We start from the raw sequence: 13,351 nt of genomic DNA, 5'->3' as shown, positions 1-13,351 counted from the left end.
GCTGCAATCACCAACGTACTGGCTAAGAAATTCGGTGGCCAGGCGCGTGCTTTCGACCAGATCGATAACGCACCGGAAGAAAAAGCACGTGGTATCACCATCAACACCTCTCACGTTGAGTACGATACCCCGACTCGTCACTACGCGCACGTTGACTGCCCAGGGCACGCCGACTACGTGAAAAACATGATCACCGGTGCTGCGCAGATGGACGGCGCAATCCTGGTTGTTGCTGCGACTGACGGCCCGATGCCGCAGACCCGTGAGCACATCCTGCTGGGTCGTCAGGTAGGCGTTCCGTTCATCATCGTGTTCCTGAACAAATGTGACATGGTTGATGACGAAGAGCTGCTGGAACTGGTTGAGATGGAAGTGCGTGAGCTGCTGTCTCAGTACGACTTCCCGGGCGACGACACGCCGGTAATCCGCGGTTCCGCGCTGAAAGCGCTGGAAGGCGAAGCCGAGTGGGAAGACAAGATTGTAGAACTGGCCGAAGCACTGGACAGCTACATCCCAGAGCCAGAGCGTGCGATTGACAAGCCGTTCCTGCTGCCTATCGAAGACGTATTCTCCATCTCCGGCCGTGGTACTGTTGTTACCGGTCGTGTAGAGCGCGGTATCGTTAAAGTCGGTGAAGAAGTTGAAATCGTTGGTATCAAAGACACCGCGAAATCTACCTGTACCGGCGTTGAAATGTTCCGCAAACTGCTGGACGAAGGCCGTGCTGGTGAGAACGTAGGTGTTCTGCTGCGTGGTATCAAACGTGAAGAAATCGAACGTGGTCAGGTACTGGCTAAGCCGGGCTCCATCAAGCCGCACACCAAGTTCGAATCTGAAGTGTACATCCTGTCCAAAGAAGAAGGCGGCCGTCATACTCCGTTCTTCAAAGGCTACCGTCCGCAGTTCTACTTCCGTACAACTGACGTGACTGGCACCATCGAACTGCCGGAAGGTGTTGAGATGGTTATGCCGGGCGACAACATCAAAATGGTTGTTACCCTGATCCACCCGATCGCGATGGACGACGGTCTGCGTTTCGCAATCCGTGAAGGCGGCCGTACTGTTGGTGCGGGCGTTGTTGCTAAAGTTATCGCTTAATCGCGTCTGACTTTTGCAAAAAGGGATGCTTCGGCATCCCTTTTTTTATGCCTGTTTTTTGTATCCTTCGCTTTTTGCTTTAGCCATGCAAAGTATGGCGTTATAAAGCGCTAATAAGCCCTCTGTTTTTTTGTGACCCTACCGCAATAATCCTTTTATCTCATTGATTATAAACTTTATAAAAATACGACCAGGTTCACGCTTTAGCAGAATAACGACAGGGTATTACAGGAGATTGCTGGCAGCGATCAGCCGGCTATTTTACGCTGTCAGAAAGCACGACAACTTACTTTAAATGAGAATCATTTTGATTTAAGATGACGGCAGATAACGTGGAGTGCCCCTATGTATATTTGCCTGTGCAATGGTATTAGCGACAAAACAATCCGACAGGCTGTTCGCAAACATCAGCCGCAATCTTTTCAACAATTGCGCAAGTTTGTGCCGGTTGGTAATCAATGCGGGAAATGCGTGCGTGCGGCTCGTGAAATTATGCAAGATGAGCTGGCCCAAATTCCAGAGTTCAAAGAGATAGCCTGAAACACATCTTTTTTTGACTTACTCCAAACCGCATCTACGCTTCAAAGAGTGGAAGCGGAGGGAACAAAAATGAAAGGTGATGTTAAGGTATTAAATTATCTCAATAAGTTGTTGGGCAATGAGTTAGTTGCTATTAACCAATATTTTCTGCATGCGAGAATGTTCAAAAACTGGGGACTCAAACGCCTTAATGACGTGGAGTACCACGAGTCCATTGATGAAATGAAACATGCGGATCGCTATATTGAACGTATTCTCTTCCTGGAGGGACTCCCGAACCTGCAGGACCTGGGTAAGTTAAATATTGGTGAAGATGTTGAAGAAATGCTGCGTTCAGATTTGACGCTGGAACTGGACGGTGCACGCGATCTTCGTGAGGCGATAGCCTATGCGGACACCATCCATGACTATGTCAGCCGCGATATGATGATCGAAATTCTGGCTGATGAAGAGCAGCATATCGACTGGCTGGAAACGGAGCTGGATCTTATCCAGAAAATGGGGATACAAAACTATCTTCAGGCGCAAATCCGTGAAGAAGAGTAATTTTGCTATTCGGGGAAGCTTTGGCTTCCCTGCCATTAACGAACAACGTACCACTGAACCAGCAGCGTCAGCCACCCCGCGGCCGCCAGTGGCGGGCCAAATGGCAATACAGAAACCCATTCTCCTTTCTTCCATCTCACCAGCCCCGCCCATAGCAGGCCTGAGGCCGCCGCCAGCAAGGTAATTTGCGGCAGCATCTGCCAGCCGTTCCAGGCACCCAACGCAGCCAACAATTTAAAATCACCATATCCCAACCCTTCACGCCCACTGGCGAGCCGGAAAAACCAATACAGACTCCATAAAATCATATAACCGGCCACGGCACCGTACACGGCATCTGCAAGGCTCACATTTCCGCTGACGCTGTTAAACAACAGGCCCAGCCACAGCAGGGGCAGTGTCAGCGTATCGGGCAAAAGGTAAGTACGCGCATCAATGAGGCTTAACGTCAGCAAGAAGCCACTGTACACCGCCAGGGCCGGCGTAATGTTGAGTGGAAACAGTAAAGCGAGACACACCAGCAGCATTCCGCACACCAGTTCAACCCATAAATAGCCGGCCACAATGGGTGCCTGACATGCACGGCAGCGGCCTTTGAGCATCAACCAGCTGACGACAGGCAAATAATCGCACCAGTGCACAGGCGGATGACAGGCACAATATTCCAGCTTCAGCACAGAGTGTTGCACTGAGGCTCCCGGCGGTGCCTCGTGGCCATTTTCTGTGATCAGATGCGGTAAGTATTGACTGAGATGATTGATCATTTTCCCCATGATCAAGCCTGCTACAAAATAGAAAGCCGGGATGAGCAACGCGTTAATGGCGTTCATGCTTATTTCCTGACAAAGGTTAACGCGGTGATGTTAATGTAACCCTCTTGCTCAGCACTGCTAAATTCAACTTGGCTTGCCGTTACGCCCGAGGTTTTTTTAAGATCAATTAACCAGTGAATAAAATCGCTTAACAACATCTCTTTGACCGTCACGTGAACGGATTTATTCTCGGTTGACGTGTTATCAATAACAACCCGATGCTTTTCTGCCGAGGATTTAATGACGGCTTCGAGTGGCTGAGTCTTTTTTATTCCAGGGATAATGCCACGTTTTATGCTTTCTTCTTTCATCCAGGTTAACGTCTGCTGGGCCTGTTTATTATTTCGCTGTAATTTCTCTGCTAAATTATTTAACGGTGTTAATAAAGCAAACCAGATGAGAGCGCCGATAATAAGTGCACCGATAAAAAGCAAAATATGTTGTTCGCGGCGAGTATGAGCCATAAACCAGGTTTTCATTTTTCAAATACACTCTTTACTGTGACTGAATCGCCATCCGCCGGTGTTTTATCCATTGTGAAGTGAAAGTCCTGTTCACTCTCTTGAATAAATTGCTGTAAATGTTCGGCATTGCCTGCCAGCAATTGCACATCAAACAGATCCTGCTCCTGTTGATAATGGATACGCTGGATCTGCAGGCTGGGGTAGGCCTCCAGATGGCGTTGCAGCTGCGTCAGGCGCGTCAATACATCGGGGGATACAGCGGAAATTTTCTGATTGAAAAAGAACCGGTAATTGCTGTTTCGCTTATCCTGCGGGAAGTGCTGCTGATAAAGCGCTTTTGTCTCCTGGTTTAAGGCCGCAGACTCCTGATGCAGGTGCCAGATCCCCAGCCCTTTGCTCAACAGCATCAAAAAAACGGCCATCACACAAGACGCAAAGGCGGCATACCGCACAACTTTGTTAACCGGCTTAGTGGGCTGACGAGGGCGAAAATCGCCATGCAGCAGGGTCGGCAGAGCCAGGCCAGAGGTGTGAAGAAGCTGTTGCGGTGATTGCCAGGGCAAAGACTCAACAAGCAGACCCTCGTGTTCCAGCGGGCTGTAGCTGACAATCTTCTGCGGTGCCCACTGTTCCCGTAGATGGCGGAACCAGTTCTCATCCAATGATGTGAGTTGGTAGGGTCCCAGGCGCAGCAACCAGTCATCCTGCAAGCGGATGGCTGTCCAGCTATTATCAACAGCAGGGAGGTACAGGCCATCCGGGCCGGCATAAACGACATTCAGCCCGGCTTCGTTAAATGCCGACAGCAAGGAACGCAACCAACCGCTGTCGATCGCAGCAGCGTGTACCAATGCCTGCTCACGATGTAAAACAGTCCAGTGGAGCGCGTCACTTTCACCGAGCAGTGTCTCTTCAGCCAGCCATGACAAGCGTTCCGAGGTGAGTTTGCCGTTTTTTTCCGGTAAGGGGATCGCACGGAAAATTAAGCTGGCCGGTGAAATCAGTAAAATCACATCGCGTTTGTCAGTGCCCGAGATCACCTCTTCCAGGCAATCCACACCGGATAAGAGCAACAAAGGCTTTTCATCCGTGTGATCGGCTTCAGACACATCAAGCATGCCATTGTGAAGGTATCGTATGATTAGCTTTTCCTGCATGGGTATTTCAGCCTGCTTATTGTCTTAATCAATCAATGTGGCGGGAGAAAAGGCGGATCTCACCGCTTTTCTCGTCGTAATAAACCCGGCTGGATAACGTTAACTGCTGATCGTTATCACTGGCCGTAGACGTAATAGAAAAATAGCGGCTGGTAACAGCCAGTATGCTATTCAGGGGTGCCCAGTTTTTATCTGTTGCCGGGAATTGGTTATCCAACTGCGTATAAAAGAGAGTAAGCGCGGCCCAGCCCATCTTAGGCCGCTTCGCTAAAAGCCTTACCGCCTCTTCTGTACTGATTTGCTCGAGTGTCAGCGCAGATAATAGGGGGGCCTGCTGCTCTGCCAGCGAGTTAATATTAATTCGCTGCTGCGTTGAGGGCAGGGCACAAAGTTGCCCCTGAAGCGCCTGATACAATTTGGGGGTAACGCCGTTGATTTGGCTAAGTTCCGACACGCTGTAAAAGGGCTGATTCGCCGCAAGACGTGGCGGTTTGGCCCGCAGATAATATTCATCTTCCGCCCCGGCAGAACGGACAAGGGTATCGCTGTCGATATAATCCGCGATCGAGTCGATAATTATCCCAGCCTGCGCTTTCGTGACACCATTCATCAGCAGCAGCGCTTCAAACACCCGCTGGTTATAAGGTGCCTCATCCTGGGTATCGGTAGGAGCATTACCCAGTGTATTCAGGTTAAAACAGGCCTGATCATCCCTGACCTGCCATTCGATCGTCAGGCCGCTGCCCGGAGACATTTTCTGTGGCTGCGCCCAGTAGTGATCGGTGGACTGAAACTTAGGGTTGTCTTTCAAATCCTGAAGCAGGTTTTCAGTCGCAAACTGTTCTGCAGAATAAATCATCGTCATCAGCTGGAGATTATCTTGCTGATAGGAAGCCCGCTTTACACTGGTCGTTAAGCGGACGCCCATTTCCCCCGCTAACGCAGCCATAACAGCCAGCAGCAGCATGACCACAATCAGAGCGACGCCTTTTTGCGATTTCATTCGTGACTCCCGCCAGAAGGTGTGTCCTCAGCCGGTGGGGAGAGAGGCTGTTCATCGGCCATGGGTTCTTCCTGCCCGCCAGATGACTCACCCTCCTGACTGTTCTCTGACTCACTTTGCTGCTCGCCCTCTGACGCCTCATCGCCTGATTCGGTGTCCTGATAACCAGGCCAGCTTGCCGGCAAAACAAACACACGGTTGATCACACCAAAATCTTTGAGTGTCAGTGTTACCTCAATGCCGGTAGGGGGAGCCTGCCCGGCATCAACCTCTGTTTTCCAGCCTTGCTGATAAAAACGCAGTGACATGTTGTCGACGTTATCCAGCAAAGGGGCATCCAGGGGCGTGCTGTCGTCTGGGGCATCCACGGTACGTTGTACCAGGCGGTGCAGGGTGCCCGCTTTTAGTTGCCAGGTTACCCGAAGGATGTCGGGTGAGCAGCACTGGCCCCAGGTGTTAGGGCGGCTTTGGGTCGTCAAGGCAAAACTGTTGTCATCCTGATGCCAGCTCTGTTCTGCGCCGCGCGGCACTCTGGGCAGGCTTTGCACGATGTCCCGTTCCAGCCGGTTCATGGTCCTGTGCAGCGCATTTATCCGTTGCAGGGCACTCTGGGTACGCTCATTGGTTTTCAGGGCGCCCGATAAGATTTGATACGCCAACATGCTCAGCATTGAGAAGATGAACAGGGCCAGCATCGTTTCTAATAAGGTGAAACCTTTTTGCCGGTTCATGGCGTCGTGTCCTGAACCGGGGGTAACAGGCGAAGCGTCGAGCGCACCGGCGAGCCATCACGGCTTATCGTTAATACCTGCGTACGGTACGCCGCCTCAGGAGAGGCGGTTTTTTGCAGTGCCCATGCCCAGCTCTGGCCGCCCATGTCGACGAAGCCGCTTTGAGAGGATTTACCGCGTTCTGCCGCCGCTCCGGTTAACGTCTGTTCTGCCAGCCAGTTAGCAGACACCCAGTCTGCAAACAGATGGTCTGTCAGGCGCGACGTGGCACTCATCTGACCGCTCATGCTGTTCATCAATGCCAGTGCGGCTCCAGCAAACACAGCAAGTGCAACAATCACTTCCAGCAGCATCATGCCGTGCTGTTGCGATACGCGCCTCATGATGCTGCTGCCTCATTCCGGACAGTGACCGGCCACTGGCCATTACAGGTAAACGTAAATAATGGCCGGTCAGTATCTCGGTCAGTGATCCGCAATTGGAAAGCCGTAATCTCCCCGTCGGGAGAAAAAATGATCTGTGGCGTGTCGCGTGCTTCCATGATTTCGCCATGAATAAACACGCCAGCTTGCCAGGCAGGTGAAAAAGAGTGCATGTGGGCAGGCAGCGGACCTTTAGAGAAAGATACCCATCGCCAGGTGACCGGCGTCGCTTTGCGTTGTTGTGGCGTCATAAACAGATAGCCTGAATCTGTTATCTGTAAGCCTACCGGGGAGCCGGTCATCGCCGCATAATCGGATGCGTACTCCATCAGTGAAACCAGTTTCCCGGTTTCACTGAGTTGCTGGCGCTCTTCAACGCTGCCGGTTGTGCCCATCACCATGACGGCTCCGCCCGCCATGATCATCAGTACCAGCATGATTTCGAGCAGGGTAAAGCCGGCCTGCCTGACCTGTTTCACTTTTTCGGCGCATCCAGTGTCCAGTTGGCAACATCATCCTCTGTACCGGCCTCACCATCCTGACCGGCAGAGAATAGATCGTACTCACCGTGTTCACCCGGCGTAACCAGCAGATAGGCAGCACCCCACGGATCGGTTGGCAGACGTTTGATGTAGCCGTCTTTACGGTAATTTTGCGGCAGCGGTTCAAACTCCGGTGCTTTGACCAACGCTTCCAGGCCCTGTTCGCTGGTCGGGTAGCGGTGATTGTCCAGCTTGTACATGTCCAGCGCATTTTCCAGCGCCACGATATCACTGACCGCTTTTTGACGGTCGGCGCGCTCTTTATTACCCATCAGGTTAGGCACCACCAGGCTGGCCAAAATGCCCATAATCACGATGACCACCATGATTTCCAGCAGGGTGAAACCCCGCTGACGTTGTGTAGAGACTTTATTCATAAATTTCATCCTGTTAACCGGCTAAATTATTAAGTTGTAAAATGGGTTGCAGTATCGACACCACAATAAACAGCACAATGACTGCCATGCTGATCACCAGCCCAGGTTCGAACAGAGCCAATACCAGCGACATACGGTTTTGTAGTGCTTGCTCTTGCGCCGTGGCGGCGCGTTCCATCATGTTGCTCAGATGGCCGCTTTTCTCCCCTGAAGCCAGCATGTACAGCATCATGGGAGAGAAGAGTTCACTTTCAGTCAGGGCGGTATGCAGGGCGCTGCCCTGACGGACATGCTCGCCGGCACGCCGGAGGCGATCACGGATGGCCAGGTTTGAAATCCCTTCCAGCGCGGTGTGCATCCCCTCCAGCAATGGAACGCCACTGGATTGCAAAATACTCAGGGTCCGTAAATAGCGGGCGCTGTTCGTCTCGAGCACCAGCCTGCGCCAGATAGGTAAGCGCATCAGCAAGGCATGAAAACGGAAGCGGTTTTCCGGCCGCCTCAGCCAGACATTGAGGCTGAACAGCGCGATACCGATCAATGCCAGCACCAGCAACCCGTAATCCCTTATGGCGTCACTCACGGCGAGCAAAATCCGGGTGCTGAGAGGCAGTTGATGTTTCATATGGATAAACTGCTCGACCACTTTGGGCACGACTGTGGAAAGCAAAATAGTAATCACGATGATGGCAACCGAAGTGAGCACCATTGGGTAGATCAACGCCTGGGTCATTTTGCTTTTTAGCCGCTGACGGATTTCGTTGTAATCTGCCAGTTTTTCCAGCACCGGGCCGAGCGTGCCGCTTTTCTCACCTGCCATAACCAACGTGCGATAGACCGGATCAAAAATCCGTGGCCAGGCTGCCAGGGTTTCCGCTAAGGGGTGGCCTTCCGTTACCCGTGAACGAATTTCTGTTAATACGTGCCGCAGCTTTTCATTCTGGCTTTGCCGCGCGATGACCCCAATGGCCTCTTCCAGGGGGAGAGCCGCGTTGGCCAGTGTCGCGAGCTGCCGGGTAAACAGGGCGACCTCAGCCGCCGGTAATCGCACACGGCGGGTTCCGTTTCCTGCCAGCAGTTTGAAAGGTGAGCCTGCTGCTTTCATGGAAATCGGTTGTAAACCTTGAGCACGCAGTTTCTGCCGGGCCTGACGGGCGTCATCAGCCTCTACCATGCCGCGCTGGATTTTTCCGCTCGCGGTGTGAGCTCGCCAGGAAAACTTCATTCGATGTGTTCCTCTTGTGCATCTTGTTCCTGGCTGGTGACGCGCATCACTTCTTCCAGGGAGGTCTCACCCGACACTGCTTTCAGCAAGCCGTTTTCCAGCAGACTTTTACTTTGGCGGAGGAACAATCCCTTAATTACCTGCTCATTTTCATTGCCATGAATAGCGGCACGAATGGCTTCATCAACCACCATCACCTCATGAATTGCCAACCGGCCTTTGTAGCCGGTAAACCGGCAGGCCGGGCAGCCAGGCGCATGCCATAACGTGTTGGGAATGGGTGATAACGAGGTCAGCAGTGCCCGTTGATGCGGCTCTATTGCCCGCGGTTGGCGGCACTCAGGGCATAACCGGCGCACCAGCCGCTGCGCCAGCACGCCAATCAGGGATGAGGAAAGCAGGAAAGACTCAATCCCCATATCACGCAGACGGGTTATCGCACCGGTTGCGCTGTTGGTATGCAGGGTTGACATCACCAGGTGGCCGGTCAGTGAGGCCTGAACTGCAATCTGTGCCGTTTCGCTGTCACGGACTTCGCCCACCATCACGATGTCGGGATCCTGACGCAAAATGGCACGCAGGCCACGGGCAAAGGTCATATCCAGCCGGGCATTGACTTGTGTCTGGCCAATGCCTTCCAGCTCATATTCGATAGGATCTTCAACCGTCAGGATATTGCGCTCCTGACTGTTCAACGCGGAAAGCACCGCATACAGCGTGGTACTTTTCCCAGAGCCGGTAGGGCCGGTGACCAGCAGAATGCCGTGAGGCTGTTTAATCAGATGCTGTAAGTTTTCGTAATCACCGGTGGATAGCCCGAGTTTATCCAGGGTAAGCAACAGGTTGTTTTTGTCTAACAAGCGCAGCACCGCCCGCTCACCATATTGCGACGGCAAGGTAGAAACGCGTACATCCACAGCCCGCGATCCCAAACGCAGAGAGATACGCCCATCCTGGGGCAGGCGTTTTTCTGCAATATCGAGTTTCGCCATGACTTTGATGCGTGAAAGCAGCAGCGGCGCGAGTTTTTTACTCGGCTGCAAAATCTGCCGCAATACGCCATCAATACGGAAACGGATGCTCAGGCTGCGCTCAAAGGTTTCAATGTGGATGTCAGACGCACCCTCTTTAACCGCCTCGCTTAAAATCGCATTGATTAAGCGGATGACCGGCGCACTGTTATCGTCTGCCAGCAAGTCTTCGTTGTCCGGCAACTCTTCCGTCAGTGCAAAGAGATCAATGTCCTGATCCAAATCCTGGGCAATTTGCTGTGATTCAACCGCATTATGCTGATAGAGAGCTGAAAGCTGTTCATCAAACGCCGCGGCTTCCAGAGGGCGCAGCGTTACACAGGTACCGGCAACCCGGCGCGCCTCAAGCAGCATGTCTAATGAGATGCCCTGACGGTAAAGCAGCGTATCCTGCGCAACGGCCACACCGGCCTGACGTGCCAGTGAGTATGAAATCCGGGCTGCCGGCCCAGGCTGATGGATCAACGGAAGAGTCTCTTTCATGGCTGCGTCCATTAACCGTGGAAAGGATTACGGGGGCCGTTAACCGGAGCAGGGGCAGCCGGCGCAGCGGGCAGTGGTTCAGGCGGCAATTCCGCTAACTGTGGCCGGCTGTTGGGGGCCACCAGCGTGTTCTCATCCTCTTGGCGGCGCTCTTTCTGGATATTCTGGAAATGGGTGTACTTTTTCTTCGAGACGGAGTGATAGACGTCGTCATCCCGGAGAATGGTCGGCCGGATAAATACCATCAGATTACGTTTCGCTGTTTCGGTGGAGGTGTAACGGAACAGATTGCCAATCAAAGGGATGTCGCCCAAAAGCGGCACTTTGGAATGCGTTTCTTTGCTGGTGTCATCCAGAAGGCCACCCAGCACGACGGTTTCACCGGTGCGCACTAACACAGCATTTTGAATGGTACGGGTATTGAATGTTGGGCCGAGTGAGGATGACTGGCCGCCGGCGCTGTCTACACTCGAGACTTCCTGCTCAATTTCCAGCAGAACAGCATCACCTTCGTTGATTTGTGGCGTAACTTTCAGCTTGGTACCAATCGTTTTACGCTCTACGGTATTAAAGACGTTGTCGCCCGAAGTGGTCTGTGAACCGGAAAGCACAGGAACATCCTGCCCCACATTCACCGACGCCTCTTTATTATCCAGGGTGACAATGCTGGGGGTCGCCAGAATGTCATTCTTATTGTTCGTGGAGAGGGCGGTCAGCAACGCGCTCCAGTCCCCTTCAAAAAAGCCGGCGACAAACCCGTTATAATTTGCGAGAGCAGCAGGCAGTTCATCAGAATTGATGCCACTGTTTTGTGCGTTAGCCAGAGAGAAAATCGGCACGCCGGTATTTGTAAACTGCGTACCACCCACCTTGCTGTTTGCCCATTGCACGCCAAGGTTCAGCCCATTGCCGTCCTGTACTTCAACGATAATCGCCTCTACCAGCACCTGAGCACGGCGGATGTCCAGCTTGGCGATGACATCGGCTAATGGCTGCATCACATCAGGCTGGGCAGTAATGACCAGGGAGTTAGTCTGTTCATCCGCGGTAATCGACAAGGAGGTATTGCCGGTGGAGGACGGATCTGACGACCCTTCCGTCTCTTTTTCTTTGGCAATTTTTTCACTGATACCTGTCAGCACCTCAACCAGTTTGTCGGCTTTGGCATAATTCAGGTAAAACACGCGTGTATTGCCCTGTTCGGCGCTGTCCTGATCCAATTTCGCCACCAATGAAGTAATGCGCTGGCGCACTTTGTCTGAACCGCTGACTAACAAGGTGTTGGTGCGTTTATCTGCCACGATTTTCGGCATCAGCATGTTGCTGGACTGCCCTTTTGATTCTTCGCGGGTCAGGGAGTTAAGCACTTCTGCCAGTTCCGTAGCTGAAGCATATTTCAGCTTGATCAATTGCTGATGTTGCTGGCCAATGACATCGACCCGTTTGATAACTTCTACCAGCCGGTTGATCAGAGAGGCCTTGCCGGTCAGCATCAGCACATTAGACGGATCATAATTGACTACGTTGCCTACGCCATTGCTGTCGCTCATCTGCCGGAGCAGGGGAGCAAGCTCACGTGCCGGCACATGTTGCAGCGCAATAACCCGGGTAATGACTTCATCCCCTTTGCCAGGACGGATATCATCCACTAAATGTCCGGGTGACGTTTTTAAGGTGGCAGAGCGCACAACTTTTAACAGGCCATTATCCAGCGTAACAACGGAAAACCCATATAAGTCCAGCACGCTCAGGAAGAACTGATAATACTCTTCATTATCGAAACTGTTATAGCTGCGAACAGAAATGGTGCCGTTGACGGATGGGTCAACCAGGATGGTTTTGTTCATGTTTTTACTGACAACATCAACAAATTCCTTAATGTCGGCATTCTTAAAGTTTGCTGAGAATTGTTCTGCGTAGCTTTTGGGAGTAGTCAGAGTGGCCAGCATCATCAGCGTTAAAATAAAGGAGTTATTCTTGCGCATGGTTATTAATTAACTTTTCATTGATATCGTTTAAACTTAAATTGAACAGTGATTTCTGGTTGTTTCGCATAATAACCAGTTGCACGGTAAGTGATTGCTGCCAGGCCGCTCTGGCTTGGTCAATATTAGAGGGAACAGTTAAATCATATTCATCAATCTTTACTACAATATCACCAGGGTGTAACCCAAAATGGGCGAACATCTCTTTCTGTTTTCCCGGCAGGATTCGTAACCCAACTAATGCATTTTTTTGATAAACAGGGCTTGTAATGATGTAATCATCCCAATCCCGCCCTTTTTCTTCTGCATTCTCAGGGGGCGTATTATTGACCTGGTTCTCTGAAGGCATTGCAGTGCGTTCTACTAAGATCAGGCTAAAAACTTTCCCATTCTCTTTGATTTCAATCGTATTATCGCCGATTTTGTTGATGAATCCCTCTGGTGGGGTAGAGAGCTTATCGCCTTCACGGTAGGTATGCTGCGCCCCGTTCTCCATCACAATAGCCAGTGAACGCCCCGGCTGATTACTGGCGATAATGCCGGTAAGCGTGATATTCCGTGAGGGCGCCACGTCTTCCTGTTGGGTCTCTGCGACGACGTTATCCGGCTGAAATTTTGCCAGTCTGCTTTGGAATTCATCAGCATTAATGACATGTTCATCACCCGGATAAGACGGGCCGGCCGGTTCTTTTAATATATATAAAAGAGATATATTTTTAACATAAAAGCCCGACACCATAATTCCTAACAATAAAGCAACAGGGATAATTATATTTTGTAAGTTACAAAAAAATAACTTTTTGGTTTTCTGTAACACAATGCGCCCGCTTCAATATCAATTATTGTGTGTTAGTTTGCACTAGAATAATTGCATGATATAGTTAATAGCCATTTTATTCAAATGGAGTTTTATCCGACATAAAAATATTTTGCAA

At 51.5% G+C, this 13,351-nt stretch carries 15 protein-coding genes; 3 read left to right on the top strand and 12 right to left on the bottom strand.

The genetic code is table 11. From position 1 onward, the window contains the following. From tuf to bfr, 3 genes are all read left to right on the top strand, one after another. Positions 1 to 1,098 (top strand): elongation factor Tu (gene tuf, locus JK232_RS22000; protein WP_101829453.1); only part of this gene is annotated, 1,098 nt, incomplete at its 5' end. 345 nt (positions 1,099 to 1,443) lie between these two features. Next, on the top strand, positions 1,444 to 1,638 hold the full coding sequence (gene bfd / locus JK232_RS21995) for a bacterioferritin-associated ferredoxin (RefSeq protein WP_072933509.1): 195 nt from the start codon (positions 1,444 to 1,446) through the stop codon (positions 1,636 to 1,638). A 69-nt stretch (positions 1,639 to 1,707) separates the two neighbouring features. Further along, entirely contained in the window at positions 1,708 to 2,184 is a 477-nt protein-coding gene (gene bfr, locus JK232_RS21990) for a bacterioferritin (RefSeq protein WP_072933507.1), read from the top strand. Positions 2,185 to 2,219: 35 nt separating this feature from the next. Here the strand turns inward: bfr and JK232_RS21985 are convergent, their stop codons facing one another. The 12 genes from JK232_RS21985 to JK232_RS21930 all read right to left on the bottom strand — a co-directional run bounded on the left by JK232_RS21985 (position 2,220) and on the right by JK232_RS21930 (position 13,233). Further along, on the bottom strand, positions 2,220 to 3,014 hold the full coding sequence (locus JK232_RS21985) for a prepilin peptidase (protein ID WP_072933505.1): 795 nt from the start codon (positions 3,012 to 3,014) through the stop codon (positions 2,220 to 2,222). A 2-nt stretch (positions 3,015 to 3,016) separates the two neighbouring features. Further along, a complete protein-coding gene (gspM, locus tag JK232_RS21980; RefSeq protein ID WP_101836122.1) occupies positions 3,017 to 3,475 on the bottom strand; it encodes a type II secretion system protein GspM in 459 nt (152 codons plus the stop codon). Beyond that, positions 3,472 to 4,569 (bottom strand): type II secretion system protein GspL, encoded by a 1,098-nt coding sequence (gene gspL, locus JK232_RS21975; RefSeq protein ID WP_212589698.1) that lies wholly within the window; start codon positions 4,567 to 4,569, stop codon positions 3,472 to 3,474. Before gspL ends, gspM begins: the two co-directional genes overlap by 4 nt. A 76-nt stretch (positions 4,570 to 4,645) precedes the next feature. Continuing rightward, entirely contained in the window at positions 4,646 to 5,620 is a 975-nt protein-coding gene (gene gspK, locus JK232_RS21970; RefSeq protein WP_101829267.1) for a type II secretion system minor pseudopilin GspK, read from the bottom strand. Continuing rightward, positions 5,617 to 6,351: a type II secretion system minor pseudopilin GspJ gene (gene gspJ, locus JK232_RS21965; protein ID WP_101836119.1), complete on the bottom strand. Its 735-nt coding sequence runs from the start codon at positions 6,349 to 6,351 to the stop codon at positions 5,617 to 5,619. Before gspJ ends, gspK begins: the two co-directional genes overlap by 4 nt. Next, a complete protein-coding gene (gene gspI / locus JK232_RS21960; protein ID WP_101829265.1) occupies positions 6,348 to 6,734 on the bottom strand; it encodes a type II secretion system minor pseudopilin GspI in 387 nt (128 codons plus the stop codon). The genes gspJ and gspI overlap by 4 nt, the downstream gene beginning before the upstream one ends. Continuing rightward, on the bottom strand, positions 6,731 to 7,252 hold the full coding sequence (gene gspH / locus JK232_RS21955; RefSeq protein ID WP_072933493.1) for a type II secretion system minor pseudopilin GspH: 522 nt from the start codon (positions 7,250 to 7,252) through the stop codon (positions 6,731 to 6,733). The genes gspI and gspH overlap by 4 nt, the downstream gene beginning before the upstream one ends. Beyond that, the gene (gspG, locus tag JK232_RS21950; protein ID WP_101829264.1) at positions 7,249 to 7,692 is read right to left on the bottom strand and encodes a type II secretion system major pseudopilin GspG; all 444 of its coding nucleotides are present in this window, start codon (positions 7,690 to 7,692) and stop codon (positions 7,249 to 7,251) included. Before gspG ends, gspH begins: the two co-directional genes overlap by 4 nt. A gap of 13 nt (positions 7,693 to 7,705) precedes the next feature. Next, on the bottom strand, positions 7,706 to 8,917 hold the full coding sequence (gene gspF / locus JK232_RS21945; RefSeq protein WP_212589697.1) for a type II secretion system inner membrane protein GspF: 1,212 nt from the start codon (positions 8,915 to 8,917) through the stop codon (positions 7,706 to 7,708). Continuing rightward, entirely contained in the window at positions 8,914 to 10,431 is a 1,518-nt protein-coding gene (gspE, locus tag JK232_RS21940) for a type II secretion system ATPase GspE (RefSeq protein ID WP_241506187.1), read from the bottom strand. The genes gspF and gspE overlap by 4 nt, the downstream gene beginning before the upstream one ends. Positions 10,432 to 10,442: 11 nt before the next feature. Beyond that, entirely contained in the window at positions 10,443 to 12,416 is a 1,974-nt protein-coding gene (gene gspD, locus JK232_RS21935; RefSeq protein WP_072933485.1) for a type II secretion system secretin GspD, read from the bottom strand. Beyond that, positions 12,403 to 13,233: a type II secretion system protein N gene (locus JK232_RS21930; protein WP_212589696.1), complete on the bottom strand. Its 831-nt coding sequence runs from the start codon at positions 13,231 to 13,233 to the stop codon at positions 12,403 to 12,405. Before JK232_RS21930 ends, gspD begins: the two co-directional genes overlap by 14 nt. Positions 13,234 to 13,351: the final 118 nt, after the last annotated feature.

It is taken from the genome of Nissabacter archeti (assembly GCF_018257325.1).
Lineage (GTDB): Bacteria > Pseudomonadota > Gammaproteobacteria > Enterobacterales > Enterobacteriaceae > Chimaeribacter > Chimaeribacter arupi.
This window is presented reverse-complemented; position numbering and strand designations above follow the sequence as displayed.